Genomic DNA, 25,821 nt, shown 5'->3' on the forward strand with positions numbered 1-25,821 from the left:
CCGCGCAAGGCCGGCTCATGCACGGTAGGCCGGCTCATGCACGGTAGGCCGCGTCGGCCGCGGTGTGCCGCGTCGGCCGCGGAAGGCCGGCTCAGACGCGGAGCGACGCCTCGGCGAGCAGGGCGCCGGCGCGGCGCAGCCAGCGCGCGGGCTCGGCCATCGACTGCTGCGGGCTGCCGGCGAGCTCGGTCAGCGAGAGCGCGTGCGCGAAGCCCGAGGAGTCGGCGTCCGGCGCGATCCGACCCGCCACGACGGCGGCGCCGACCCCGGCCGCACGAGCGATCGCGGCGACCGCCCCGGGCACCTTCCCCGCCAGGGACTGCGCGTCGAACTGCCCCTCGCCGGTCACGACGAGATCGGCGCCCTCCACCGCTTCGCGCAAGCGGATGAGCCCGGCGATCGCCTCGGCGCCGGGCGCGAGCTGCGCACCCCACAGGCGCAGCGCGTAGCCGGTTCCGCCGGCGGCACCGGCTCCGGGCTCGCCGGGGTCGCCACCGAGCAGCCCCGCGAGCCGCCGCAGCCCGGCGTCGGCGCGCTCCACGCCCGGCGCATCCAGCCCCTTCTGCGGACCGAATACGGCGGCGGCGCCCGCCGGCCCGAGCAGCGGGTTCGTCACGTCGGTGATCACCGACGCCCCGCCGACGGGCAGCGCCCGCAGCGCCGAGAGGTCGGCCGCGGCGAGCGTCGCGAGTCCGCGCGCCCCGGGGGCCACCGGCGAGCCGGCGGCATCCGTGAACCGCGCCCCCAGCGCCCGCAGCAGTCCGAGCCCGCCGTCCGTCGAGGCGCTCGACCCGATGCCGAGCACCAGGCGAGAGACGCCGTGGTCGAGCGCGGCGGCGATGGCCTGGCCGAATCCGGTGCTGTCGGCGTCGTCGGGCAGCCGCCGCTCGCCGAGGAGTTCGATGCCCGAGGTGTTCGCGAGTTCGACGACGCCCACCCCTCCGGGATCGCGCTCGGTCGCCGGCAGCAGCAGCCACTCCGCCGCGCACGGCATCCCGTCGGGCCCGCGCACCTCGACGGGCATCCGCAGGCTGTCGGGCTCGGCCAGCGCGAAGCACGCCACGGTGCCCTCCCCGCCGTCGGCCATCGGCCGCAGCACGATCTCGGCGAGCGGATCGCGCTCCCGCCAACCCTGGGCGAGCGCCTCGGCGACGGCGGGCGCCGCCAGCGAGCCCTTGAAGCTGTCCGGGGCGAACACGATGCGGCTCGCGCGGCTCACGGGGCTCATCGGAGAGGAGAGGTGGTCACGCCGGCGTCAACAATCACGACGCCGAGTCTATTCACGCCGATCAGCCGCGCGTGTCCAGCGCGGCGAGCAACCGCTTCACCGAGCTGCCCAGATTCCACTCCTCGGCCCGCCGCTCGAGCTCGGCACGGTTCTCGCCCGTGACGGGAGCCAGCCGGGCACCCGCCTCCTCCAGCGAGGGCAGGGCGAGGTCCCGCACCACCCGCACCACGGTCGGAGCCACGGCGAGGTAATCGGCCGCCGCCTCCAGCTTCGCCCGAACGGATGCCGACACCCCGCCGTCGGGATCGCCCGCCGCCGCCAGCAGCCCGTCCAGCGTGCCGTACTCCCCCAGCAGGCCGGCGGCGGTCTTCTCGCCGATGCCCGCGACGCCCGGCAGCCCGTCGCTGGTGTCACCGCGCAGCGTCGCGAAGTCCGCGTACTGCTCCGGCAGAACGCGGTACTTGCCCACGACGACCTCGTCGGTCAGCACCTCGAGGTTCTTCATGCCGCGGGCGGTATAGATCACCCGCACGTCCCGCGAGTCGTCGACCAGCTGGAACAGATCGCGGTCGCCCGTCACCACGTCGACCGGATGCCCGGCCCCGGTCGCGTAGCTCCCGATCACGTCGTCGGCCTCATGCTCCGCAGCCCCCACCACGGCGATCCCCGCGAGCGCCAGCACCTCGCGGATCATCGGGATCTGCGCCTCGAGCGGGTCGGGCACAACCTCCACGTCAGGAGCATCCGTCACCTCTTCGGCCACGCGGTGCGCCTTGTAGCTCGGGATCAGATCGACTCGCCACTGCGGCCGCCAGTCGTCGTCCCAGCACGCCACGAGCAACCCGGCGTCGTAGTCCACGGTGAGCCGCGCGATCATGTCGAGCAGCCCCCGCACCGCGTTCACGGGCGTCCCGTCCGCGCGCCGGATGCTGTCGGGCACCCCGTAGAACGCCCGGAAGTACAGCGAGGCGGTGTCCAGCAGCATCAGTCGATCGGCCATACCCGATCCTGGCACGATCGGCTGCGCGATGCGCCGGAGGACGTGCGGGATCGCAAGCCGGACGCGATCAGGATGCGGCGAGCAGAGCGACGATCTCGTCGGCGGTGCCGGTCTGGCCGAGCGCGGGGAACACCCGGGCCACCGAGGCCTCGTGGCTGTCGGGGTTCGGATCGGTCATCGCATCCACCGCCAGCACGACGCCGTAGCCGAGGTCGTAGGCGGCGCGAGCGGTCGACTCGACGCCGAAGCTCGTCGCGAGTCCGGCCAGCACGATCTGAGTCACGCCGAGTCCGCGCAGACGGGAGTCGAGCTCGGTGCCGGCGAAGGCACTCCAGGTGCGACGGGTGAGCAGCACGTCGTCGGCCTGAGGGTCGAGCTCGGGGCGCAGCGCACTCCAGGCGGGTGGGTACTCGCGCGCACCGCTGCCGTAGGCCGTCGTGCCGGCCGGCATGCCGTCGACGGTCGCGAGCACGACCGGCAGGCCGCGGCGGCGGAAGGCCGAGACCAGATCGACGGCGTGGCCGATCACCGCCTCGACGGGGTGCGCCGTGGGGTTCGAGGTGGTGCCGACCTGGAGGTCGACCACGACGAGGGCGATCGTGCTGTCGAGTTCGGTGATGGGCACGGTCTTGCTCCTTGAGTTCGAGGCGAAGGGGGCGGATGCCTGACGCAATGATACTGCGTCTCACTTACGCGACGTAATATCACCATCTAGACTCGAACTCATGACCGCGGGCATCCGAGAACTCACCCGGGACGCCGTCCGCGCCCGGTTGGCCGAAGCGGTCTACGACCACTTCCTCACGCATGGCTTCGATCAGTCGACCGTCGAGGACGCCGCCAAGGCGGCCGGCATCTCCCGGGCCACCTACTTCCGCTACTTCGGCTCGAAGGAGGATGCGGTGATCGTGGCGATGCATTCCGCCGCCCTCGATTTCGAGGGCCCGCTGCGCCACGTCGACCTCGGCGACGGCGAGTCCGCCTGGCAGCACCTGCGCCGCGCGTTCGAGCCGGCCGTCGCCGCCGCGGAGACCGACCAGGAGCGCCTGCGGGCGAAGGCGCGGATGGTGACGTCGATCCCGTCGCTGGCCGCTCATCTCGCCGAGCGACGACGGCTCCAAGAGGATCGTCTGGCCGCAGCGCTCGGCGAGCAGCTCGACGACCCGCTCACCGCGAAGGTGCTCGCGGTCACCGCCCTCGCCGCCTTCGACCTCGCCTGGCGCGAGTGGGCCGCCGATTCCCGCACCCCGTTCCGCGAGGTTCTCGACGGGGTGTTCCGCCGCCTGCCCGAGCGGTGATCCTCAGCCCACCTCCCGCCGAGACACAAGTGCCTCAGTGCCCGCCGATGCCCAAGCCGTGGGCGACCGCCAGCACGCCCACGACCAGGGCGCCCAACCCCACCAGCCCGGCGAGTGCGAGCACCTGCTGACGCCACGGCAGTCCGGTGCGGTGCGCCGCCACCAGGGCGACCGCCGCGAGCGTGAAGAAGTAGATGCCGATGCCGGTCTGCAGAGCGAGCTCGACCGGGATCCAGCCCATCCAGGCCGCCAGCAACGCCAGAAGCGGCACCGAGGCGGAGGCCAAAGCGCCACCGGCGATCCGGATCATCGTGGTGGTCTCGGCCCGGCCCGGCAGACTCTTGTGCGACACCAGGTGCGCGAGCGCCTCCGCCACGAACCCGGCGATCGAGATGCCGACGATCGCCGCCGCCAGCGTCACGAAGGCGTTCGGCGGCGTCGGATGCTCGGCGGCCAGCGCCATCACGGTCACGACCGAGAGCCCCGTGAACGAGGCGTAGACGCGCTCCTTCAGGGAGCGCATCCGCTCGTCGACCGGGCGCGCCCGGAACGGCGACCGCAGCCAGGCGGGGATGAGCGAGGTCACGAAGACGCCGGATCGAAGGTCACCATCACCTTGTCGGCCGCCCCCGGGGTGCCGGCCGTGGCGAGAGCGGCCTCGACGTCGTCGAACGCGAAGCGGTCGCTGATGATCAGCTGATACGTCTCCCAGTTCGCCACGATGTCCTCGGTGACCTCGAAGATCTCGTGCGGGTAGCCCATGGCCGTCACGATGGTGAGCTCGGCCCCGAGGATCGCGCCGAAGTCGATCTCCACCGGCTTCTTGTGCACGGCGACGACACCCACGGTCGCCCCGTGCTTGGCGGCGGCCAGCGCGGTCGCGATCACGGCGGGGGCTCCGGCCGCGTCGAGATAGATGTCGCTCGCCAGCTTCGCGACACCGCGGCGTTCGGATGCCGCGCCGTGCACCTCGACGAGGCGGGCGACGACGTCCTCCTCGGCGGAGTTGATCACCGCGTCGGCGCCGACCTCGAGCGCCTTCTGCAGACGGGACGGGATGATGTCCACCACGACGACGCTCTCGACGCCGAGCGACTTGAAGCCGATCGTCGCCCCCAACCCGATCGGCCCCGCGCCGAACACCACGACCTTGTCGCCCGGCTGGGGGTCGACCCGGTTCACGGCGTGCCGCGCCACAGCCATCGGTTCATTCAGGGCCGCGACCTCGAAGGGCACGTGGTCGGGCACGATGGCCAGGCTCGTGCCCAGCACCGCATCCTCGATCAGCAGGAAGTCGGCGAGCGCACCGGTCGCGCCTCCGTTGCCGATGATGCCGGATGGCGCCGCCATCGGGTTCACCACCACGTGGGCGCCGACGGTGATCCCCTCGACCTCCGCTCCGACCGCGACCACCTCACCGGCGGGCTCGTGACCGAGCGGAGTATCCCCCTGGCGCGGCGGGATCCCGCCGATCGAGATGTAGAAGGTGTCGGAGCCGCAGATCCCGCAGGCCCGTACGCGAACGAGCACGTCACGGGGCCCGACCTCCGGAATCGGTACCTCCACGACCTGCACCTCGCCGGGTGCCGTCACTTTCGTCGTGCGCATGCTCACCATCGTCGTCTCCTTCATCGTCGTTCGGTGTGGCAGTAAACTAGCCGATCGGCTACTTTAGAGCAAGCGGCTCAGTGCCGCCCGACCACGACGAGGAGGAATTCCGATGGCCAGACCGACCGGCCCACGGGGCGAGAGCCGCCGACGCCTGCTGGATGCCGCACTCGGCCTCTTCTCCCGGCACGGGGTGAACGGCACGTCGCTGCAGATGATCGCCGACGCCCTCGGAGTCACCAAGGCCGCGGTGTACCACCAGTACAACTCGAAGGACGAGATCGTGATCGCCGTCGCCACTCCGGCACTGGAGCAGATGGACCGCATCGTCTCGGAGGCCGAGGCGGAAGCCGGCCCTCGCGAACGCTTCGACGCGATGCTCGACGGCCTGGTCGAACTCGTGCTCGACCACCGCGAGTTCGCCGCATCCCTGCAGCGCGATCCGGAGATGGGGCGGCTCCTGCGCGCCGATGACCGCTACACCTCCCTCACCGACCGTTTCGATCTGTTGCTGATCGGCGATCAGCCCACCCCGGCCGCCCGGGTGGCACTCGCCGCCGCCGGCGGTGGCCTCATGGTGGCGGGAGTGGACCCTGCCCTGGCCGGCATCGATCGCGAGACCGTGCGCCGTGTGCTCCGCGAGTCTGCCGCGGCAGTTCTCGCGCCCTACCTCCCCTCCGCGAACCCCGCGAATGTCCAGCGGCATTGATCGACACCATCGACGCCCGGGGCGACGCCGGCGAGAGGGGTACGCCTTCGCAGCCTGACGGCGACAACGACGAAGCCCCGGAGACCTTCTGGTCTCCGGGGCTTTCCGTCGGGCTGACAGGATTTGAACCTGCGACCCCTTGACCCCCAGTCAAGTGCGCTACCAAGCTGCGCCACAGCCCGTGGCTTGCCGTCCCGAACCGGCGAACCGCTCAAGACAACTTGTCCATGATAGCGCCTTCCGGGAGTGCTCGCTGACACCTCCGTCCCGAGTCACGGAGCGATAACGGATTGCCCCGGAAGCCCCGGGACGGCGGAAGCGAGTGAATGCGCATGCATAGAATCGCTCTCGAGGCGCGCTGCGGGGAAGACCCGGACGGCCCCCGCAGCGCCCTCTCCCACCTCTCGGGAAAAACTTTAGGACAGACAGTCCCAAACTAGGCGAATCCCGAGTTTCGGCATTGCATAATTAGGCATGCCCCAGTCACCTGCCTTACCCGCACCTACCCGACGACAGGGCGCGTCCGTCAACCTGGCCGAACCCCGAGCGGCCCGAACCCACGAAGCACTGACGACCGCCTTGTTCGATCTGTTGAATGATCGCGACCTCACCGAGATCAGCATCTCCGAGCTGTGCCGCACCGCCGGTGTGCACCGCACCACCTTCTACGGCCACTACGCCGACATCTTCGCCTTCGCGGCGGATTCGTTCACGCGCATGCTCGACGACCTGGTGGAGGTGTCCGATCAACCCGATGATTTCGCACAGCCCGAGGCGTCCCTGCCCTCCCCCGAAGAGATCGTGCAGGCCTACTCCGACTCCATCCAGCACGCCCTGACGCACATCAGCGACAACCGCGCCTCGTACCGGATGATGTTCGGTACGCGCGTCGACGCCGGCTTCCGCCGCGAGCTGTTCGACCGCTCGCTGTCGCGCGCCTCGGTCGCCGTCACGGTCTGGCAGAGCCAGGGCTACGCGCCGGGCGTCGATCCCCGGATCGCGGCCGCCTGGATCGCCGGCGGTGTCGTAGGTGTGCTCGAGCAGTGGACGGCCGGCGACGACACCGACGCCGAGGCCCGCATCGCCGACGTGATGGCCAGCTGGCCCGCCTGGGGGTCGCTCGACGCTCCCCAGCGTCTCGACGCACCACCCCCCGCCGCACAGGCCGTCTGATCCCGTCCCGAAACGCCCCCACGCCTCCCGTGGGGGCGTTTCCCGTCCCCGCGGATGCGGTACTCACCTCACCGCGATGCAAGACTGAGATCGTGGCACCGAACGAATCCGCACCGACCGAATCGGCACCGAACGATTCCTCACCGACACGGTCCGACGCCCTCGTCCTCGCGGTCGACGTGGGAGGCACGAAGGTCGAAGCCGCCCTCGTCGACGCGGAGGGCCGGATGCTCGCCGGTTCCCGCCATCGCCGCCCCACCGGAGCGTCGAACGACCGCGAGTCGATCGCGCGATCCGTCGGCGAGGCCATCGAGGCCGCCCTCTCCGCGGCACCCGCCGGAGCCCGCATCCTGGGCGCCGGAGTCGGCAGCGCGGGCCCGATCCATCTCGACCGCGGCACCGTCTCGCCGCTGAACCTCCCGGTGTGGCACGACTACCCGCTGGCGGACCTCGTGCGCGAGCGCTCCGGCCTCGACGAGGTCGTGCTGCGGCTGGACGGTCTCTGCATCCTGCTCGCCGAGCACTGGCTGGGCTCGCTGCGCGGCTACCGCACCGCGATGGGCATGGTGGTGTCCACCGGCATCGGCGGCGGCCTGCTGATCGACGGCCGCCTGGCCGGAGGCCGCTCGGGCAACGCCGGGCACGTCGGGCAGATCCAGCTGCACAGCCGCGAGGCCGAGGGCCGGGATCTCTCGATCACCCTCGAGGGCATCGCCGCCGGGCCGCGGATCGTCGCGTGGGCGCAGGGTCAGGGGTGGCGCGGCGACACCGGCGAAGACCTCGCCCGCGACTACGCGTCCGGCGATCCGCTCGCCCGCATGGCCGTCGAGCGCTGCGCCCGTGCGGTCGGCGAGGGCATCGCCTCGGTCTGCGCGCTCGTCGACCTCGAGGCGGTCGCCATCGGCGGCGGCTTCTCCCGGGTCACCCCCGACCTCTTCGACCTCATCCGCGCCACGATCGCCGAGGTCGCGCCGCTGGACACCATCCCCGGCGTGCAGGTCTTCCCCTCAGCCCTCTCCGACGAGGCCCCCCTCATCGGCGCCGCGGGCCTCCTCCACCGCGCCGACCTCCTCCCCTGACCCCCACGCACGTCGAGGAGTCGCGAATGGCCGCTACTCCGAAGGAATAGCGGCCACTAGCGACGTCTCGACAGACGCGCGAGCTAGCGCTTGCGCTTCTCGCGCACGCGCATGTTCACCACGATGGGCGAGCCCTCGAAGCCGTAGATCTCGCGCAGGCGCCGCTGCACGTAGCGGCGGTAGCCCGGGTCGAGGAAGCCGGTCGTGAAGAGCACGAAGGTCGGCGGGCGCGACGCCGCCTGCGTTCCGAACAGGATGCGCGGCTGCTTGCCACCGCGCACGGGGTGCGGATGCGCCGCCGTGAGCTCGGCCAGGAACGCGTTGAACTTGCCGGTCGGGATGCGGGTGTCCCACGACTCGAGCGCGAGCTCGAGCGCCGGAACCAGCTTCTCCAGGTGCCGCCCGGTGCGTGCCGAGATGTTCACGCGCGGAGCCCAGGTGACGTGCGCCAGATCCTGTTCGATCTCCCGCTCGAGGTAGCGGCGGCGCTCGTCGTCGAGCAGGTCCCACTTGTTGAAGGCCAGCACGAGAGCGCGCCCGGATTCGAGCACGAGGTCGATGATGCGCAGATCCTGAACCGAGATCGGTTCGGTCACGTCCAGCACCACCACGGCCACTTCGGCCTTCTCGAGCGCGGCCGAGGTGCGCAGCGAGGCGTAGAAGTCGGCGCCCTGCTGCAGGTGCACGCGCTTGCGGATGCCGGCGGTGTCGACGAAGGTCCACACCTTGCCGCCGAGCTCGATCTGCTCGTCGACCGGGTCGCGGGTGGTGCCCGCGAGCTCGTTCACGACGACGCGCTCTTCGCCGGCGGCCTTGTTCAGCAGCGAGCTCTTGCCCACGTTCGGCCGGCCCAGGATGGCGACGCGCCGCGGCCCGCCCACCTCCTGCTTCGCCACGTTGGAGACCTCGGGCATGTCTTTCATGATGAGGTCGAGCAGGTCGGCCACACCGCGGCCGTGCAGGGCCGAAACGGGGTACGGCTCGCCGAGCCCGAGCGACCAGAGAGCGGATGCCGCAGGCTCCTGCCGCACGTCGTCGACCTTGTTCGCCGCGAGGAACACGGGCCGCTTGGCGCGGCGCAGCAGCTTCACGACATGCTCGTCGGTGGCCGTGGCGCCCACGTTGGAATCGACCACGAACAGCACCACGTCGGCGAGGTCGATGGCCACCTCGGCCTGAGCGGCCACGGCGGCGTTGATGCCCGAGGCGTCGGGCTCCCAGCCGCCGGTGTCCACCAGCGTGAAGCGGCGCCCGGCCCACTCGGCCTTGTAGGCCACGCGGTCGCGGGTCACGCCCGGCTTGTCCTCCACCACGGCCTCGCGACGGCCCAGGATGCGGTTCACGAGGGCGGACTTGCCGACGTTCGGCCGGCCCACGATCGCGAGCACCGGCAGGGCGGGCATGTAGAACACGCCGTCGGGGTACTCCTCGGCCAGCTCTAGCAGGTCGAGGTCGCCCTCGTCGAGCTCGTAGTCGGACAGTCCCGAGCGCAGGGTGTCGGCCCGCCGTTCGGCGAGCTCCTCGTCGACGGTCGCGAGCCGCTCGGCGAGGTCGTCGTCGGGCGCGTCGAACTCCTCGTCCGGTTCGCCTGAACCGGCTTTCTGCGAGTTCGGGATCTTGGGGGAATCAGGGGTGTTCTGGCTATCGGCCATGCGAGGTCCTCGCTGTTTGTACGACGTCCACCACCGCGGCAACGGTCTGGTCGAAGTCGAGCTCCGTGGAATCGACGGTGGTGACTCCGTCTGCGGCGTTCATGAAGTCGACCACCCGGGAATCCGCCTTGTCACGAGAGCGAAGCGCCTCGCCGACTTCGGCTGCCGATTCGCTGGTCAGTTCCTTCGAACGCCTGCCCATTCTAGCCTCTTCCGAGGCGGTGAGCAGGATGCGCACCGGGGCATCCGGGGCCACCACGGTCGTGATGTCCCGGCCCTCGGCCACGATGCCCTCGAACGGGGTCGTCAGCATGAGCATCCGGAACCGCGCGTTCAGCCACTCGCGCACCTCGGGGATGCGGGCGACCAGGCTCACCACGGCCGTGACGCGCGGCTCGCGGATGGCGGCGGTGACGTCGGTCTCGCCCACCCCCACGTAGCCGTCGTCGGGGTCGGTGCCGATCACGAGGTCGAAGTCGTCGACGGCGCCGAGCACGGCGGCCGGGTCGGCCGGGTCGATGCCGCGGTCCAGCAGGTCCCAGGAGAGCGCGCGGTACGAGGCACCCGTGTCGAGGTAGCCGAAGCCGAGCTCGCGGGCGACCGCCCGCGACACGCTCGACTTGCCGCTGCCGGCCGGCCCGTCCACGGCCACCACCATCGGGCCGATCGTGCGGGAGGCGCCGTCGGCCGATCCCCCGTCGGTGGTCGCTGCGTCGTTCGATGCCGTCATCCGGCGATCCTCCATCCCCGGGCCTGCAGGGCCGCGGTCAGTCGTTCGGCCGCCTCGGGCAGCACGGCGATCTCGGCCAGGCCGATCTGGGCGCCCGGAGAGTGCTCCAGGCGCAGGTCTTCGAGGTTCACGCCCTCCTCGCCGATCTCGGCGAAGAGGCGGGCGAGCTCGCCCGGGGCGTCGTCCACCATCACGACGAACTGCGTGTAGCGCTTGTCCTGACCGTGCTTGCCGGGCAGGCGCGCCACGCCGGCGTTACCGCCGACGAGCATCTCGGCGAGGCTGCGCCGCCACGACGAGTCCGAAGCGGCGCTCTCGTCCAGCGCCGCGATCACGGCGTCGAGGTCGTCGCGCACTCCCCGCAGCACGGCGGCGGTGGGTGCCGCGTTCGCGCCGAGGATCTGCACCCACAGCGCCGGGTCGCTCGCCGCCACGCGGGTCACGTCGCGCACGCCACCGCCGGCCAGTCCCACGGCCGCCTCCGAGGCATCCGTCAGCCGGCGCGCCATCAGCGTCGAGATCACCTGAGGTGCGTGCGACACCAGCGCCACGCTCGAGTCGTGTTCTTCCGCGGTCATCTCCACCAGCACGGCGCCGAGGTCGAGGATGAGGTCGTCGACGGCCGAGGCGGTCTGGTACGAGATGTCCGGATGCCCGGCCACCACCCACGGCCGCCCCAGGAAGAGGTCGGCGCGGCCCGACATGGGCCCGCCCTTCTCGCGTCCGGCCAGCGGATGCGACCCCACGTACCGGGACAGGTCGCCCCCGGCCGCGCGCACGGCGTCGAGGACCGGCTGCTTCACGCTCGCCACATCCGTCACCACGGCACGCGGGTAGGCCGAGAGCTCGCGCACGATCACCGAGGCGGTCACGTCCGGCGGCACGCACACCACCACGATCTGCGGTTCGTCGGCGTCACCGGCGTGCCGGCCCGCGCCGTAGTCCACGGCGATGCTGACGTTGGTCGGCGACGAGTCCGAGAGGATGACGTCGACGCCGCGGGCGCGCAGCCCCAGCGCGATGCTGGTGCCGAGCAGTCCTACGCCCACGATCCGCACGGGACCGGTCAGACGGCTCTCCACCACGCTCACTCCTCGGAATCGACGGCCACGTCGTCGCCGGGCGTCTCGTCGTCGGCCGAGCCCTCCCCCTTCGCGTCGCGCGAGAGGGTCAGCAATTGGCCGAGTTCCACCTTAGTCAACTCGCGCATCCCGCCCGCCTTGAGCGTGCCGAGGTTCAGCGGCCCGAACGAGCGGCGCACCAGGTCGACCACCGGGTGCCCCACGGCGTCCAGCATCCGGCGCACGATGCGGTTGCGCCCCGAGTGCAGGGTCACCTCCACGATCGAGTGCTCGCTCTCCACGTCGAGCAGTCGCGCCTTGTCGGCGGCGATCGGCCCGTCCTCGAGGTCGATGCCCTTGCCGAGCGTGGTCAGGGTCTGCGGGGTGACCCGCCCCTCCACCTTGGCGATGTAGGTCTTCAGCACGCCGAACGACGGATGCGCGAGCACGTGCGCGAGGTCGCCGTCGTTGGTGAGGATGAGCAGCCCGCTGGTCTCGGCGTCCAGCCGGCCCACGTTGAACAACCGTTCCTCGAACTGCTTCGTGTAGCGCTGCAGGTCGGGCCGCCCGTGCTGGTCGGCGAGCGAGCTCACGATGCCGACGGGCTTGTTGAGCATCACGTAGCGCTTCGTGGGGTCCAGCTGCACGGCGCTGCCGTCGACCGACACGAGGTCGTTCTCCGGATCGATCCGCCGGCCGAGCTCGGTCACGATCTCGCCGTTCACCGACACCCGGCCGGCCTCGATCAGCTGCTCGGAGACGCGGCGGGAGGCCACTCCGGCGGCGGCCATCACCTTCTGCAGGCGCACGCCGTCGGGCAGGGCCGCCTCGGCGGGGGCGTTGTCGTCCCATGGCGGAATCTCGAAGGGGGTCATCAGGTCAGTCCGATCTCATCGAATCCCTCGCTGCCGTCGTCCAGCAGCGGGGAGATCTTGGGCAGTTCGTCGAGCGAGTTGATACCGAGCTGCTGCAGCAGCAGTTCGGTCGTGCCGTACAGGATGGCGCCGGTCTCGGCCTGCGTGGAGACCTCGGTGATCAGGCCCCGGCTGAGCAACGTGCGCACCACCGAGTCGACGTTGACGGCACGGATGCTCGCCACGGCCCCCCGGCTGATCGGCTGCTTGTACGCGATCACCGACAGCGTCTCGAGCGCGGCCTGCGAGAGCTTGGAGGGGTTCTGGGTGAGCACGAAGTCGCGCACCAGCTGGTCCCACTCGCCGCGTACGTAGAGCCGCCATCCGCCGGCCACCTCGCGGAGCTCGAAGCCGCGGCGCACGCTGCCCGGCGCGATCCCGTCGTAGTCCTCGACCAGGCGCTCGATGCCCTGGCGTACCACGGGCACGGGCCGCGACAGCGCGGTCGCGAGCGACACGAGGCTCTGCGGCTCGTCGGCCACCATGAAGATCGCTTCCAGCGCCCGGTCGACGTCGATCGCGGCCGGAGCATGCGGCTCGGGCTCGATCCCCTCCAACTGGGCCGCAGCATCCGTCCCGGCCATCGCATCCGCCTCAGTTGTCATAATCCGCCCCCAAGTTCGCCAGGTCGTCTTCGCTCCAGGTCTCGGCGGTCCAGCTCAGCGTCAGCTCCCCGAGCGGCTCCAGCTGCTCGAACGAGATGGCCGCACGCCGATACAGCTCGAGCACGGCCAGAAAGCGCGCGATCACCACGCCCTTCTCCGCGATCCCGGCGATCAGCTGCCGGAACGACACCATCGTGCCCGCCGCCCCCGCCGAGCGCAGCACCGTCACCACGTGCGCCGCCTGCTCCCGGATGCTCACCAGCGGCGCGTGCAGATGCTCCAGCCCCACCGTGGGAACCTCCCGCGGTGCCAGCGCGAACGCGGCGAGCGCCGCGAAGTCGCCGGCCGTCAGCGTCCACACCAGCTCGGGCGTGTGCTGCCGGTACTTCTCCTCGAGCCGCACCGAGCGCGGCCGGCGCGTCGACTCGGCGTCGAAGTGCTCGGCCAGCCAGCTCGACACGATCTTGAACGCCCGGTACTGCAGCAGCCGAGCGAACAGCAGGTCGCGCGCCTCCAGCAGCGCTACGTCCTCGGCGTCGACGAGCTCGCCCTGCGGCAGCAGCCCCACGATCTTGAGGTCGAGCAGTGTCGCCGCCACGACGAGGAACTCGGATGCGCGGTCCAGCTCCTCGGCCGAGTCCAGGCCCTTGAGGTACGAGATGAACTCGTCCGTCACCCGGCTGAGCGAGATGTCGGTGATGTCCAGCTCGTGCTTCGTGATCAGCGAGAGCAGCAGGTCGAAGGGCCCCTCGAAGTTGTCCAGGCTCAGCGAGAAGCCCGGCGCCGCCTCCCCCGGAGACTCCGCCACCACCGCGGCGAGGCCCGGCCCCGCCGTCATCCGCTCAGGCGATCGCGCCACGGGCGACCAGTTCTCTGGCCAGCTGCTTGTAGGCCTTGGCCGAGGAGTGCTCGGGCGCGAACTGGGTGATCGGCTTGCCCGCCACCGTTGCATCCGGGAACTTCACGGTGCGGCCGATCACGGTCTCGAACACCTTGTCGCCGAAGGTCTCGACCACGCGCTCGAGCACCTCGCGCGAGTGCAGGGTGCGCGGGTCGTACATCGTGGCCAGGATGCCGTCGAGCTGGATGGCGGGGTTCAGCCGGTCGCGCACCTTGTCGATGGTCTCCACCAGCAGGGCCACTCCGCGCAGAGCGAAGTACTCGCACTCGAGCGGGATGAGCACGCCGTGGCTCGCGGTGAGCGCGTTCACGGTCAGCAGCCCGAGTGAGGGCTGGCAGTCGATCAGGATGACGTCGTACTGGTCGCTGACCTTGCGCAGCACCCGCGCCAGAATCGACTCGCGCGCCACCTCGCTCACCAGGTGCACCTCGGCGGCGGAGAGGTCGATGTTGGCCGGGATGATGTCCAGCCCCGGAACGCTCGTGCGCTGGATGGCCTCGGCCGGGTCCTTGATCGAGCCGAGCAGCAGGTCGTAGATGGTCGGGGCGTCGTGCGTCAGCACGCCGAGGCCGGCGGAGAGCGCCCCCTGCGGGTCGAAGTCGATGGCCAGAACGCGCCGGCCGTACTCGGCGAGCGCCGCCCCCACGTTGACGCTCGTGGTGGTCTTGCCCACGCCGCCCTTCTGGTTGCAGAGCGAGATGATGCGCGCGGGCCCGTGCGAGCTGAGCGGCGCGGGAACGGGGAACTCGGTCACGGGTCGACCCGTCGGCCCCATCTTGGGCAGGTCGAGCCCGGTCAGCTCGTCCACCTGGGTGTTCTTCTTAGCCGTTCTGGTGTTCCTGGTCGGCACCGAAGCTCTCCTCGTTCCTGTCCGCCATCCCGGCGGGCTTGATCGATTGTACCGGCCGTCCGGCTGGCTCACAGCGTTGTCACACGGTGATTCAGCGGGCGCGGGGGTGCGAAGACTGGTAGACGTCGATCAGGGTGTCGGCGGTGACGTGGGTGTAGAGCTGGGTGGTGGCCACCGAGGAGTGGCCGAGCAGGTCTTGCACCACCCGCACGTCCGCTCCGCCCTGCAGCAGATGGGTGGCGAAGGAGTGCCGGAAGGTGTGCGGCGAGATGTGCGTCGTGAGCCCCGCCCGGGAAGCCGCCGACTGGATCACCAACCACGCCGCCTGCCGGCTGAGCCGCTGGCCCCGGATGCCCAGGAACAGTGCCGGGGTCGCCTTGCCCCGGGGCGAGAACAGCGGACGCACCCGCACGAGGTACGCGTCCAGCGCCGTGCGCGCGAAGCTCCCCACGGGCACGATCCGCTGCTTGCTCCCCTTGCCGGTGACCCGCAGCATGTCCCCGTCCTGCACGTCGTCGACGTTGAGGTCCACCACCTCCGAGATCCGCGCCCCGGTCGCGTAGAGCAGTTCGAGCAGTGCGCGGTCCCGCAGCGCCACCGGGTCGTCACCCCCGGTCGCCGTCAGCAGCCGGTCCATCTCGGCGATCGTGATCGCCTTGGGCAGGCGCAGCGCGAGCTTCGGCGGCTTCACCTCGTGGGCGACATCCAGCTCCACCACGCCCTCCTCGGCGAGGTACCGGTGGAGCCCGCGCACCGTCGACAGGATGCGCGCCACCGAGGCGGCACTCATCTCCGACTCCCCCTCGCCCCGGGTGTCCTGCGTGAACGCACTCACATCGCGCTCGGCGATGGCGCCCGCCTCCCGGATGTCGTGCTCGCGAAGCCACTCCGAGTACCGCCCGAGGTCGCGCCGGTACGCCGCCACGGTGTTCGCCGCGAGCCCGCGCTCCACGGTCACGTGCCGCAAGAACCCGTCGATCGCCCGGTCCAGCGCATCCGGATGGGTCGCCCCGTCCCCGGTCACATCGTCAACCGGAGATTCGGTCGCCGGGGCGGGTCGACGGATGCGCCGGCCACGGGTCGGAGGCCGGACGAAGCGTCGACCAGCCCCGCGCGCGGGACGCCTGCGCCGCGAGCGCGCCGATCACGAGCGACGGATTCTGCACCCGGCTGGCGAGCACGGCCTCCACCAGCTCGTCGAGATCGACCCAGCGCGACTCCATGTCGGCCTCTTCGCCCTCGCGTTCGAAGGCCGATCCGGCGGGCCGCACCGAGCGGGCGAGGTAGATCCGGATGGCCTCGTTGTTGCCGCCGGGCGTGGTGAAGTAGTCGATCAGAACGTGCCAGTCGTCGGCCTGGAGGTCGACCTCCTCGGCCAGCTCGCGCTTGGCGGCATCCAGCGGCGACTCGCCCTTGGCATCCAGCAACCCGGCCGGCGGCTCCCACTCGCGCCGGCGAACCGGATGACGGTATTGCTTGATCAGCAGGACGCGGTCGTCCTCGTCCAGGACGAACACCGCCACGGCCCCCGGATGGTCGACGAAGTCGCGCCGCAGGGTGGTTCCCCCGTACTCGAAGGATTCACGCCGCACGTCCCAGATGTAGCCGTCGAAGACGACGTCGCTCGACAGCACATCGACGGGGGCGAAGTCGTCCTCGATCATCTCAGGCGTCCGCGTCCTGCGCCGGGAACAGCCGCGTGGCTTCCTGGCGCTCCAGCGAGGCACCGACGAGTCCGGCGAACAGCGGATGCGGCCGGCTGGGCCGCGAGCGCAGCTCCGGGTGCGCCTGGGTGGCGATGTAGTACGGGTGCACCTCGCGCGGCAGCTCGACGTACTCCACGAGGTGCCCGTTGGGCGACAGCCCCGAGAACCACAGGCCCGACTCCGCGATCTGCTCGCGATAGCGGTTGTTCACCTCGTAGCGGTGGCGGTGCCGCTCGGAGGCGACGGATGCGCCGTACACCTCGGCCGCGATCGATCCGTCCGCGAGCTCGGCCTCGTAGAGCCCCAGGCGCATCGTGCCGCCGAGGTCTCCTCCGGCGATGATGTCGACCTGCTCGGCCATCGTGGCGATCACCGGGAACTCGGTGTCGGGGTCGAACTCGCTCGAGGAGGCGCCGGGCAGCCCGGTCACGTTCCGGGCGTACTCCACCACCATGCACTGGAGGCCGAGGCAGAGGCCGAGCGCGGGGATCTTGTTCTCGCGGGCGAAGCGCAGCGCGCCGAGCTTGCCCTCGATGCCGCGCACGCCGAAGCCGCCGGGCACGCAGATGCCGTCCACGTCACCGAGCTCACGCGCGGCGCCTTCCGGCGTCTCGCACTCGTCCGAGGGGATCCACTTGATCGTCACCTTCGACCGGTGCGCGAAGCCGCCGGCCCGCAGCGCCTCGGTCACCGAGAGGTACGCGTCGGGGAGGTCGATGTACTTGCCCACCAGGCCGATCGTCACCTCGTGCTTGGGCTCGTGCACGGCGTCCAGAAGCGGTTGCCAGCCCGACCAGTCCACCTCGCCGGCCTCTGCGGCCAGGTCGAGGTGGTCGACGATGTAGGCGTCGAGTCCCTGATCGTGCAGCATCGTGGGGATGTCGTAGATCGAGGGCACGTCGATCGCGTTCACGACGGCCTGCTCGTCGACGTCGCACATCAGCGCGATCTTGCGCTTGTTGCCCTCGGAGACGGGACGGTCGCTGCGCAGCACCAGAGCATCCGGCTGGATGCCGATGGAGCGGAGCGCGGCCACGGAGTGCTGGGTGGGCTTGGTCTTCTGCTCGCCCGAGGCGTTCATGAAGGGCACCAGCGAGACGTGCACGAAGAACACGTTCTTGCGGCCGAGTTCGTGGCGCACCTGGCGCGCCGACTCGATGAACGGCTGCGACTCGATGTCGCCGACTGTGCCGCCGATCTCGGTGATGATGACGTCGGGGCGCGAGGCATCCGAAGCCTGCAGCCGCATCCGGCGCTTGATCTCGTCGGTGATGTGCGGGATGACCTGCACGGTGTCGCCGAGGTACTCGCCGCGGCGCTCCTTGGCGATCACGCTCGAGTAGATCTGCCCCGTGGTCACGTTGGCGGCCTGGTTCAGGTTGATGTCGAGGAAGCGCTCGTAGTGGCCGATGTCGAGGTCGGTCTCGGCGCCGTCGTCGGTCACGAACACCTCGCCGTGCTGGAACGGGTTCATCGTTCCCGGGTCGACGTTCAGGTAGGGGTCGAGCTTCTGCATGACGACCTTGAGGCCGCGTGCCGTCAGCAGATTTCCCAGGCTGGCGGCGGTGAGGCCCTTGCCGAGAGAGGAGACGACACCCCCCGTGACGAAGATGTGCTTCGTCAATCTCGTGTCGTTCGTCTTGTCCGTGTAATCAGCGTCATCCACGGAGTTCCACCCTATCAGCCGTATCGGGTTGCTCGTCATCCGACGAGCCGGAGAGGTCGTCGTCGAGCACGACGATCGCCGGCAGCGGAGGCCGTTGCAGCACCTCCACCACCAGCAGGAGCAGCAGCGCCACCACCGCGGTCCAGATGATCTGCGCGGTGCTCAGCGGCCGGATGAACACGATCAGCGCCGCCGCTCCGAGCCCGATCAGCACCTGGGTCAGTACGCGCTGCCGCCCGAGGAACCGCCCGAACGACCCGGTGGAGATCCCCCGCCGGTCCCCCGCGCGCCGGAGCCGGTTCGCCCCCTCCACGAAGGCCGAGCGCACGGCCGGTGCCGGCCGCCACGGCCCGAGCGCCCAGCTGATCAGCATCACGGTGAACCCGAGCACGGCGAGCGCCACGATCGACGAGGCGATCAGCGAGGTCACCCCGTCGTAGATCGCCGCCATGGCGGGCCCCGGCACGTACTGCGCCGTCGAGGCCACCACGATCACCTGCCCGACCCGCAGAGCGATCCCCAGCAGCACCATGACCACGCCGAGCGCGAGCCCCGTCCAGAACAGCGTCACGGTGCGGCGCTTGGCCACCACCACGCCGGCCACCAGGAACAGCAGGGCCACGAGCGGCAGCCACTGCCCGATGCTCACCGAGAGCCCGTAGATCAGCGTGAGCTGGCTGAGGCTCGACGACTTCGCCACCGTCACGCCCACGTCGACCGAGGGGATGGCGTCGGCGAAGGCGAGCCCCTGCGCCACCATCGCGCCCTTGACGGCGTCGATCACCGGCCCGAGCTGGATGGTCAGCTCGCCGGTCGACGAGATCCGCAGGGCGCTGGTGGGGTCGTTCGTCATCGCGGCGATCAGCTGTTGGTGGGTGAGCCGCAGGGTCTGCGCCCAGATGTCCTCGAAAGCCTGCGAGTCGATGAACTGCGTCACCACCGAGGTGGCCAGCGACTGCAGTCCCAGAGCGGCGGGCCTCTCGAGCGCCTGCAGCGCGGCCGCGGCCCGGGGAGGCAGCCCGAGGTCGCTCACGGCGCCGAACACGTCGCTGGTCGACTGCGGGAAGTCGACCTGCTCGTTCACGACCGTCATCACCTCGTCGACGAGGAAGGCCTTCACCGCCGGGTCCTGCGCCAGCGGCCCGTAGGTCGCCACGAACTGATTCGTGTCGGCCAACTGCCCTTGCGCCCAGCTCCCGGCGAGCGCCAGGGGTGCCAGCACCAGCCCGATCACCACCAGCACGACGGATGCCACGGTGCGGCCCCGCTGCCGGCCCCGGCGCCGCGTCCCCCGCGGTGCCGCCCCATCCGGAGCATCGACCCCAGCGGCATCGGCCTCGGCCTGCGCGTCTGCACGCACCGCCGCGCGGAGCTCTTCGTTCTCGGCCCGGAGCTGCTCGACCAGCTCGGCCAGCTCCCTGTTCGTCAACCGCGCCATCTCCGAACCCGCCCCTCGTCCCCCCGGATTCGTATCAGTGTGGCACAGCGAGACCCTGCGCCGTAGCGAGCAGTTCGGCAGCGTGGGCGAGCCCGGATTCGGAGTCGGGCAGGCCCGAGAGCAGCCTCGCCATCTCGGCCAACCGGTGGTCACCGTCGAGCTTGACGACGTTGGATGCCGTGACCGGCCCGTCCTGGTCTTTCTCCACCCGCAGATGGTTCGTGGCGAAGGCCGCGACCTGGGCCAGGTGCGTCACCACGATCACCTGCGAGGTGCGCGCGAGCACGGCGAGCCGCCGGCCGATCTCGATCGCCGAGGCGCCGCCCACGCCCGCATCCACCTCGTCGAACACGAAGGTGGGCACCGGGTCGGCACTGGCCAGCACCACTTCGATCGCGAGCATCACCCGCGAGAGCTCGCCGCCCGACGCGCCCTTGTTCAGGGGCCGCGGCTCGCTGCCCTCGTGCGGGCGCATCAAGAACTGCACCAGGTCGCGGCCGGTGGAGCCGAGCTCGTCGCGCGGCTGCACGTCGACCACGAGCTTCGCGTTCGGCATGGCGAGCGCGCCCAGTTCTTCGGTGACGGCGTCGGCGAGCGTTCCGGCGGCCGCGCGCCGCAGGGCGCTGACGTCGTCGGCGAGGCGGTCGAGCTCGGCGTGCTCGTCGTCGACGAGCGAGGTGAGCTGCTCGATCCGGTCGGAGTCCGAGTCGAGCTCCAGCAGGCGCGGCTCGGCGTCGGCCGCGTAGGCGATCACCTCGGCCAGCGTCGTCCCGTACTTCCGCATCAGCGCGGTCAGGTCGGCGCGCCGATCCTGCACCTGGTCGAGCCGTCCCACCTCGTCGGTCTCCAGCGCGGCCGAGTAGCTGGAGAGCTGCGTGGAGATGTCCGAGACGAGGAAGCTGGCGTTCGCGAGCGCCTCCACGATCGGCGCGAGAGCGGCGTCGTGGTGCACGACCCGCTCCAGGCTCCGCCGGGCGGCGTCGATCAGGCCGATGGTGTCGGGCAGCTCGCCGCTCTCGCTCGAGATGTTCTCGCGCGCCTCGGCCGAGGCCAGCCGCAGGTCTTCGAGGTTGGTGAGGCGCCCGGCCAGCTCGGCCAGCTCCTCGTCTTCGCCCTCGACGGGCGCCACGGCGCTGATCTCGTCGATGGCGGCACGCAGCTGCTCCGCCTCACGGATGCGAGCTGCCCGCTCGGTCACGAGCACCTCGATCTCGGAGGTGTGCGCCTGCCACGACTCGTACAGGCTCCGGTACTCGTTCAGCCGGGCGGCGAGCGCGGGCCCGGCGAAGCTGTCGAGAGCGCCGCGCTGGGCCGACTGGCTCTTCAGCCGCAGCTGGTCGGACTGCCCGTGCACCACGATCAACGACGCACCGAGCTCGGACAGCACGCTGATCGGAGCCGAGCGCCCTCCCACGACCGCGCGGCTGCGGCCCTCCACCGCCACCGAGCGCGAGAGGATGAGCTCCCCCGTTCCGCCGGCCGATCCGTCGGCGTCGAGGTCTCCCCCGGCCTCGCGCACCCGCTCGGCCACGTCGCCCGCGGCGTCGACCAGCAGGCGTCCCTCGACCCAGGCCTGAGCCGCCCCCGAGCGGATCGACCCCGAGTCGCCGCGCTCACCGAACAGCAGGCCGAGCGCGGAGACGACCATGGTCTTTCCCGCACCGGTCTCGCCGGTCACGGCGGTGAAGCCGGGACCGAGCGGAAGAACGGCCTCGCCGATCACTCCGAGGTCGCGGATGGAGAGTTCCTCAATCACGGTCGCTGGGCCCTCTCCACCCGTTCACGGGCAGGTTGAATTTGCGCACCAGGCGGTCGGTGAACGGTGCCTGATGCAGTCGTGCCAGCCGGACGGGCGTCGGCGATCGGCGCACCACGACGCGGGCGCCCTTCGGCAGGTCCCACATCCGGCGGCCGTCGCTCCAGAGCACCGCACCGCCCTGGGTGCGGTCGAGCACCTCCACGGCGAGGGCCGAGTCCGGCCCCACCACGAGCGGGCGCGCGAACAGCGCGTGCGGGCTGAGCGGCACCATCAGCAGCGCGTCCAGGCTCGGCCACACCACGGGCCCGCCGGCCGAGAACGAGTACGCGGTCGATCCGGTCGGCGTCGACATCACCACGCCGTCGCAGCCGAAGCTCGACAGCGGCCGGCCGTCGACCTCCACCACCACCTCGAGCATCCGCTCGCGGCTGGCCTTCTCCACGGTGGCCTCGTTCAGGGCCCAGCTCTCGTAGACGACCTCATCGCCCACCTTCACCCGCACCGAGAGCGTCATCCGCTCCTCGACCTCGTAGTCGCGGGCCAGTGCACGGTTCACGGTCTCGGCCAGATCTTCGCGGTCGCTCTCGGCCAGGAAGCCGACGTGCCCGAGATTCACCCCGAGCAGCGGAACGGCGGAGCCGCGCACGATCTCGGCGGCGCGCAGGATGGTGCCGTCGCCGCCCAGCACGATCACGAGCTCGAGGTCGAACATCGACACGCCCTCGCCGAGCAGCGCGATCTCGCCCAGCTCGGCCAGCACCTCGGCGTTGTCGTCGTCGTCGAAGGGCGCCACCACCGGGGTCACCCCGGCGTCGCGCAGCTGCCGGCAGACGCTCTGCGCGGCGAGCACGGAGTCGCGGCGGCCGGTGTGCAGCACCACCAGCATGGATCGCTCATCCGGCACGCGTCACGCTCCTGTCATCTCGGCCACTCGGTCCAACCATTCTGTCGGATGTGATCCGGCTTCCCGATTGAACCAGACCAGGTACTCCAGATTGCCCGCCGTGCCCGCAATGGGGGACGGAATGATGCCGCCTGTGGACAACCCCAGGTCGTAGGCGGCCCACAAGACGTTGGTCACCGCGTCCGAGCGCAGGTCGGCGTTGCGCACGATGCCCTCTTTGATGCCGGTGCGCCCCACCTCGAACTGCGGCTTGATCAGCAGCACGAAGTCGGCATCGGGCTTCGCCACGGCCTGCAGCGGCGCGAGCACCAGCCCGAGCGAGATGAACGAGAGGTCGGCCACCACCAGGTCGACCGGATCCGCGACTCCGGATGCCCCGGCCACCGTCTGGGCCGTCGCGTAGCGCAGGTTGAACCCCTCCACCGCCACCACCCTCGGGTCGCGCTGAATGATCGGATCGAGCTGCCCGTGCCCCACATCGGCCGCGATCACCTGTCGGGCACCGCGCTCCAGCAGCACCTGCGTGAAGCCGCCGGTGGAGGCCCCCGCGTCGAGTGCGAGCGCATCCGCCACCCGCACCTGCGGGAAGGCGTCGAGCGCGGCGATCAGCTTGTGCGCGCCACGGCTCACGTAGCGGTCGATCGAGTCGACCGTCACCTCCTGCGCCTCCTCGACGGGGAACGAGGCCTTCACCACGTTCACGCCGTCCACGCGCACGTAGCCGTTGGCGATCAGCCGGGCCGCGTGTGTGCGCGACCGCGCCAATCCGCGCGCCGCCACGACGGCGTCGAGCCGGGCGCTACCCATCGGCGCTACCCATCCGATGGCGAGGCGTCTCCGCCCTCGAGGCGGGCCTTCAGCTCGTCGTGCACCTGGGCGTAGGCCGTCGCACGCTGGTCGAGCGGCTGCTCTTGGATCACCCGGAGTCTCGAAACCAGAGCATCGCCGTTGTCGACCTGTTCTGTGTTCACTCCTTCAGCGTACCCCGGACGCCCGACAGGGCCGTCGGCCGCGGCGGCATCGCACCCGGCTGTACGCCCTCAGCTGTTCGCCCTCAGCTGTACAGTGCCGGATCGACGTCGAGCGCGTGGATCGACAGCCCGGAGTCCCAGATGGCCGCAGAGCCGGCGCGCAGCAGATCGGTCGACGAGCTGCCGGCCTTCACCACCCGCACCACGTGCCCGTTCATCCGCACCACCGAGTCGCCCACCGAGGTCTCCGAGCCGTCCTTGGAGCGCTGGGTCACCGGGTACGGCTCGAACAGCTGCCGCAGGTCTTCGAGGATGAAGTCGGGCCGCGAGCCCTTGGGAGCCGCGAGCACCTGCTTCGCCCGGTCGATGCCGGTGAGCACGTGGATGGCGCGCAGCCCCGCCCGCTTGGCGCCCATCGTGTCGGTGTCGAGCCGATCGCCGATGAAGGCCGCGCTGGAGGCCGCGAACCGGTCCTTGGCCACCTCGAAGATCGTCTTCTCCGGCTTGCCGGCCACCACGGGGAGCCGCCCCACGGCCGTGTGCACGGCCGAGACGAGCGTGCCGTTGCCCGGTGCGATGCCGCGCGCCACGGGAATCGTCCAGTCGGTATTGGTGGCCACCCAGTGCACCGCGGGGTCGCTCAATGCGAACGCCGCCTCGGCCAGCTGCGTCCACCCGACGTCGGGCGCGAACCCCTGCGTCACCGCGGCCGGCTTGTCGTCGGCGGATCGGGTCACCACGTACCCGGCCTTCTCCAGCTCGTCGATCAACCCGGCTCCGCCGACGACGAGGATGGTCGACCCGGCCGGCACGAGCGTGCCCAGCACGCGCATGGCCGCCTGGGGCGAGGTCACCACGTCGGCGGGCGCCACCCCGAGCCCGAAGCTGCTGAGGTGCTCGGCGACCTGGGCATCCGTGCGCGAGGCGTTGTTCGTGATGTACCCCGTGCGCATCCCCTGCCCGGTCAGCCGAGAGAGGGCCTCGACCGCATGCGCGATCGGGTTCGGCCCGGCGTAGACCACACCGTCGAGATCGGCGAGTACGGCATCGATCCCCTCGAGCACGTCCACGCTCTCAGTCTTCCTTGCTCGGAACAGCCCCACCGGCGTCGCTCTCCTCGTCCTCGCCGTGCCCGTCGTCCTCGAGGTCCTCGAGCCCACCGTCTTCGAGGTCCTCGACCTCACCGAGCCCACCATCTTCGACGTCTTCGACGTCACTGAGCCCACCATCTTCGAGGTCTTCGACCTCACTGAGCCTACCATCTTCGAGGTCTTCGACCTCACTGAGCCTACCATCTTCGAGGTCTTCGACCTCACTGAGCCTACCATCTTCGAGGTCTTCGACCTCACTGAGCTCACCATCTTCGAGGTCTTCGACCTCGAAGACCTCGATCTCGTCCTCCACATCCCCACCCAGGGCCGCATCGGCACGCTCGGCGCGCTGGCGCCAGGTGGCCGCCTCGGTGTCGTGCCCGAGCTCCTCGAGCACCTCGGCGTAGGCGTCGAACAGGTCAGGGCTGTAGGAGTAGGCTACGTCGGGGTTCAGCTGCGGGATCTCGAGCTCGGTCAGGGCGGCCTCGGGCTGCCCGAGGTCGAGCCGGGCGCCCGACATCGCGATCGCGACCGACACCTGCGTCGGAACGGAGAGCGTCGAGCGCTCCACCGAACGGCCGGCCTCGAGCGCCCGCTCCGGCCGCCCCATCCCCCGCTCGCTGTCGATCATCAGAGCCAGCTGTTCGTTGGAGCCGGTGATCCGCCGGTAGGTGCGCAGCTCCCGCAGCGCCAGGGCGAAGTCACCCGTGCGGTAGGCCGTGATGGCGAGAGTCTCGCGCACCACTCCGATCCGTCCCGCCCGACGCGATGCCGAGACGGCGTGCTGATGGGCGAGCTCGGGATCGTCGTCGATCAGCCGGGCCGTCATTACCAGGTGGCGCGCGACCTCGTCGGCGTTCTCCTTGTTCAGCGTCTTCAGCTCGTTGCGGGCGACCTTGTCCAGATCGCGCGGCGTCACATCGTCCGGGATCAGCGGATCGTCGTGCCGCGTGCGCACCGAGCGCAGTTCGCGAGCCAGTAGCTCCTCTTCGGTGAGCGGCGGACGCTCGGGCCGCTGCGCGCCCTTGTCATTGCGGGCCGGCTTGCCGTCCTTGGTCCAGAGCCGACGCTCCCCCGGGCCACCGGATGACGGTCGCCCACCCCGCTCAGGGCGCTGTCCGCTGCTCCGATCAGGACGCGAACCACCGGACCGTTCCGGACGCTGTCCACTAGCCCGGTCAGGTCGCTGTCCACCGGAACGTTCGGGTCGCTGCCCCCCGGTCCGCTCAGGTCGCTGACTACCGGATCGCTCCGGGCGGGAGCCGCGGTCCGGCCGCGAGCTCTTGTCGCGTCGCGGCTCGAAGGGTCGCTTGTCGCCACCCTGTCGAGGCGTGTGCGGCGTCTTGCCGCCCTGGCGCTTCTCGTCGTCCGGCTCCGTCATGGCAGCTCCTCTGTTGGTGATGTTAAAGCGAAATGGCCACCCATTGCTGGGTGGCCATTTCGTGAAGTAAGTCCGGCGGTGTCCTACTCTCCCACAA

Annotated in this window: 26 protein-coding genes and 1 tRNA gene; 4 read left to right on the plus strand and 23 right to left on the minus strand. The window is 70.7% G+C overall.

Annotation, left to right across the window (positions count from 1 at the left end):
- Positions 1–91: 91 nt before the first annotated feature.
- The 3 genes from ACN4JJ_RS15605 to ACN4JJ_RS15615 all read right to left on the minus strand — a co-directional run bounded on the left by ACN4JJ_RS15605 (position 92) and on the right by ACN4JJ_RS15615 (position 2,853).
- Positions 92–1,219, minus strand: coding sequence for a glycerate kinase (locus tag ACN4JJ_RS15605; RefSeq protein WP_440710803.1), 1,128 nt, complete (start codon positions 1,217–1,219; stop codon positions 92–94).
- A gap of 70 nt (positions 1,220–1,289) precedes the next feature.
- Positions 1,290–2,228 (minus strand): 5'-3' exonuclease, encoded by a 939-nt coding sequence (locus ACN4JJ_RS15610; protein ID WP_440710804.1) that lies wholly within the window; start codon positions 2,226–2,228, stop codon positions 1,290–1,292.
- Between the two features lie 67 nt (positions 2,229–2,295).
- Positions 2,296–2,853: a cysteine hydrolase family protein gene (locus tag ACN4JJ_RS15615; protein ID WP_440710805.1), complete on the minus strand. Its 558-nt coding sequence runs from the start codon at positions 2,851–2,853 to the stop codon at positions 2,296–2,298.
- A 100-nt stretch (positions 2,854–2,953) separates the two neighbouring features.
- On the opposite strand from ACN4JJ_RS15615, the gene ACN4JJ_RS15620 reads away from it, so the two are divergent.
- On the plus strand, positions 2,954–3,526 hold the full coding sequence (locus ACN4JJ_RS15620) for a TetR family transcriptional regulator (RefSeq protein WP_440710806.1): 573 nt from the start codon (positions 2,954–2,956) through the stop codon (positions 3,524–3,526).
- 34 nt (positions 3,527–3,560) lie between these two features.
- Here ACN4JJ_RS15620 and ACN4JJ_RS15625 read toward each other — a convergent pair whose 3' ends face one another.
- Together ACN4JJ_RS15625 and ACN4JJ_RS15630 are read right to left on the minus strand one after the other, a co-directional pair.
- Positions 3,561–4,112 carry a hypothetical protein gene (locus tag ACN4JJ_RS15625; RefSeq protein WP_440710807.1) on the minus strand — a complete coding sequence of 184 codons (552 nt, stop codon included), beginning with the start codon at positions 4,110–4,112 and terminating at the stop codon, positions 3,561–3,563.
- On the minus strand, positions 4,109–5,134 hold the full coding sequence (locus tag ACN4JJ_RS15630; RefSeq protein WP_440710808.1) for a zinc-dependent alcohol dehydrogenase: 1,026 nt from the start codon (positions 5,132–5,134) through the stop codon (positions 4,109–4,111). Before ACN4JJ_RS15630 ends, ACN4JJ_RS15625 begins: the two co-directional genes overlap by 4 nt.
- 112 nt (positions 5,135–5,246) lie before the next feature.
- On the opposite strand from ACN4JJ_RS15630, the gene ACN4JJ_RS15635 reads away from it, so the two are divergent.
- Complete coding sequence (locus tag ACN4JJ_RS15635) at positions 5,247–5,843, plus strand: TetR/AcrR family transcriptional regulator (RefSeq protein WP_440710809.1); 597 nt, start codon at positions 5,247–5,249, stop codon at positions 5,841–5,843.
- 108 nt (positions 5,844–5,951) lie between these two features.
- Here ACN4JJ_RS15635 and ACN4JJ_RS15640 read toward each other — a convergent pair.
- Positions 5,952–6,025, minus strand: a tRNA-Pro gene (locus ACN4JJ_RS15640).
- Positions 6,026–6,434: 409 nt separating this feature from the next.
- On the opposite strand from ACN4JJ_RS15640, the gene ACN4JJ_RS15645 reads away from it, so the two are divergent.
- Both ACN4JJ_RS15645 and ACN4JJ_RS15650 read left to right on the plus strand, forming a co-directional pair.
- Positions 6,435–7,016, plus strand: a complete 582-nt coding sequence (locus ACN4JJ_RS15645) for a TetR/AcrR family transcriptional regulator (RefSeq protein ID WP_440710810.1) — start codon at positions 6,435–6,437, stop codon at positions 7,014–7,016.
- A 92-nt stretch (positions 7,017–7,108) separates the two neighbouring features.
- Entirely contained in the window at positions 7,109–8,095 is a 987-nt protein-coding gene (locus ACN4JJ_RS15650) for an ROK family protein (protein ID WP_440710811.1), read from the plus strand.
- An 83-nt stretch (positions 8,096–8,178) separates the two neighbouring features.
- Here ACN4JJ_RS15650 and der read toward each other — a convergent pair whose 3' ends face one another.
- The 17 genes from der to ACN4JJ_RS15735 all read right to left on the minus strand — a co-directional run bounded on the left by der (position 8,179) and on the right by ACN4JJ_RS15735 (position 25,301).
- Positions 8,179–9,747, minus strand: coding sequence for a ribosome biogenesis GTPase Der (gene der / locus ACN4JJ_RS15655; protein WP_440710812.1), 1,569 nt, complete (start codon positions 9,745–9,747; stop codon positions 8,179–8,181).
- Positions 9,737–10,405: a (d)CMP kinase gene (cmk, locus tag ACN4JJ_RS15660; RefSeq protein WP_440710840.1), complete on the minus strand. Its 669-nt coding sequence runs from the start codon at positions 10,403–10,405 to the stop codon at positions 9,737–9,739. Before cmk ends, der begins: the two co-directional genes overlap by 11 nt.
- A gap of 68 nt (positions 10,406–10,473) precedes the next feature.
- Entirely contained in the window at positions 10,474–11,568 is a 1,095-nt protein-coding gene (locus tag ACN4JJ_RS15665; RefSeq protein WP_440710813.1) for a prephenate dehydrogenase, read from the minus strand.
- Complete coding sequence (locus tag ACN4JJ_RS15670) at positions 11,565–12,413, minus strand: pseudouridine synthase (protein ID WP_440710814.1); 849 nt, start codon at positions 12,411–12,413, stop codon at positions 11,565–11,567. The genes ACN4JJ_RS15665 and ACN4JJ_RS15670 overlap by 4 nt, the downstream gene beginning before the upstream one ends.
- Positions 12,413–13,057, minus strand: a complete 645-nt coding sequence (gene scpB, locus ACN4JJ_RS15675; protein ID WP_440710815.1) for an SMC-Scp complex subunit ScpB — start codon at positions 13,055–13,057, stop codon at positions 12,413–12,415. The genes ACN4JJ_RS15670 and scpB overlap by 1 nt, the downstream gene beginning before the upstream one ends.
- A complete protein-coding gene (locus ACN4JJ_RS15680) occupies positions 13,047–13,895 on the minus strand; it encodes a segregation and condensation protein A (protein WP_440710816.1) in 849 nt (282 codons plus the stop codon). Before ACN4JJ_RS15680 ends, scpB begins: the two co-directional genes overlap by 11 nt.
- 4 nt (positions 13,896–13,899) lie before the next feature.
- Positions 13,900–14,733, minus strand: coding sequence for a ParA family protein (locus ACN4JJ_RS15685; RefSeq protein WP_440710841.1), 834 nt, complete (start codon positions 14,731–14,733; stop codon positions 13,900–13,902).
- Between the two features lie 166 nt (positions 14,734–14,899).
- Positions 14,900–15,832, minus strand: coding sequence for a site-specific tyrosine recombinase XerD (gene xerD / locus ACN4JJ_RS15690; RefSeq protein WP_440710817.1), 933 nt, complete (start codon positions 15,830–15,832; stop codon positions 14,900–14,902).
- 4 nt (positions 15,833–15,836) lie between these two features.
- Positions 15,837–16,472 (minus strand): NUDIX domain-containing protein, encoded by a 636-nt coding sequence (locus ACN4JJ_RS15695; protein ID WP_440710818.1) that lies wholly within the window; start codon positions 16,470–16,472, stop codon positions 15,837–15,839.
- A gap of 1 nt (position 16,473) precedes the next feature.
- Complete coding sequence (pyrG, locus tag ACN4JJ_RS15700; protein WP_440710819.1) at positions 16,474–18,219, minus strand: CTP synthase; 1,746 nt, start codon at positions 18,217–18,219, stop codon at positions 16,474–16,476.
- Positions 18,173–19,609 (minus strand): hypothetical protein, encoded by a 1,437-nt coding sequence (locus tag ACN4JJ_RS15705; RefSeq protein ID WP_440710820.1) that lies wholly within the window; start codon positions 19,607–19,609, stop codon positions 18,173–18,175. The genes pyrG and ACN4JJ_RS15705 overlap by 47 nt, the downstream gene beginning before the upstream one ends.
- A gap of 43 nt (positions 19,610–19,652) precedes the next feature.
- Positions 19,653–21,374 (minus strand): DNA repair protein RecN, encoded by a 1,722-nt coding sequence (gene recN, locus ACN4JJ_RS15710; protein WP_440710821.1) that lies wholly within the window; start codon positions 21,372–21,374, stop codon positions 19,653–19,655.
- Positions 21,367–22,263, minus strand: a complete 897-nt coding sequence (locus tag ACN4JJ_RS15715; RefSeq protein ID WP_440710842.1) for an NAD kinase — start codon at positions 22,261–22,263, stop codon at positions 21,367–21,369. Before ACN4JJ_RS15715 ends, recN begins: the two co-directional genes overlap by 8 nt.
- 21 nt (positions 22,264–22,284) lie before the next feature.
- Complete coding sequence (locus tag ACN4JJ_RS15720; protein ID WP_440710822.1) at positions 22,285–23,088, minus strand: TlyA family RNA methyltransferase; 804 nt, start codon at positions 23,086–23,088, stop codon at positions 22,285–22,287.
- A 5-nt stretch (positions 23,089–23,093) separates the two neighbouring features.
- Positions 23,094–23,252, minus strand: coding sequence for a hypothetical protein (locus ACN4JJ_RS15725; protein ID WP_440710823.1), 159 nt, complete (start codon positions 23,250–23,252; stop codon positions 23,094–23,096).
- An 83-nt stretch (positions 23,253–23,335) separates the two neighbouring features.
- On the minus strand, positions 23,336–24,355 hold the full coding sequence (locus ACN4JJ_RS15730; RefSeq protein WP_440710824.1) for an HAD-IIA family hydrolase: 1,020 nt from the start codon (positions 24,353–24,355) through the stop codon (positions 23,336–23,338).
- The gene (locus ACN4JJ_RS15735) at positions 24,327–25,301 is read right to left on the minus strand and encodes a tetratricopeptide repeat protein (protein ID WP_440710825.1); all 975 of its coding nucleotides are present in this window, start codon (positions 25,299–25,301) and stop codon (positions 24,327–24,329) included. Before ACN4JJ_RS15735 ends, ACN4JJ_RS15730 begins: the two co-directional genes overlap by 29 nt.
- Between the last annotated feature and the right edge of the window lie 520 nt (positions 25,302–25,821).

Source organism: Herbiconiux dendrobii, assembly GCF_052048175.1.
Taxonomy (GTDB): Bacteria; Actinomycetota; Actinomycetes; order Actinomycetales; family Microbacteriaceae; genus Herbiconiux.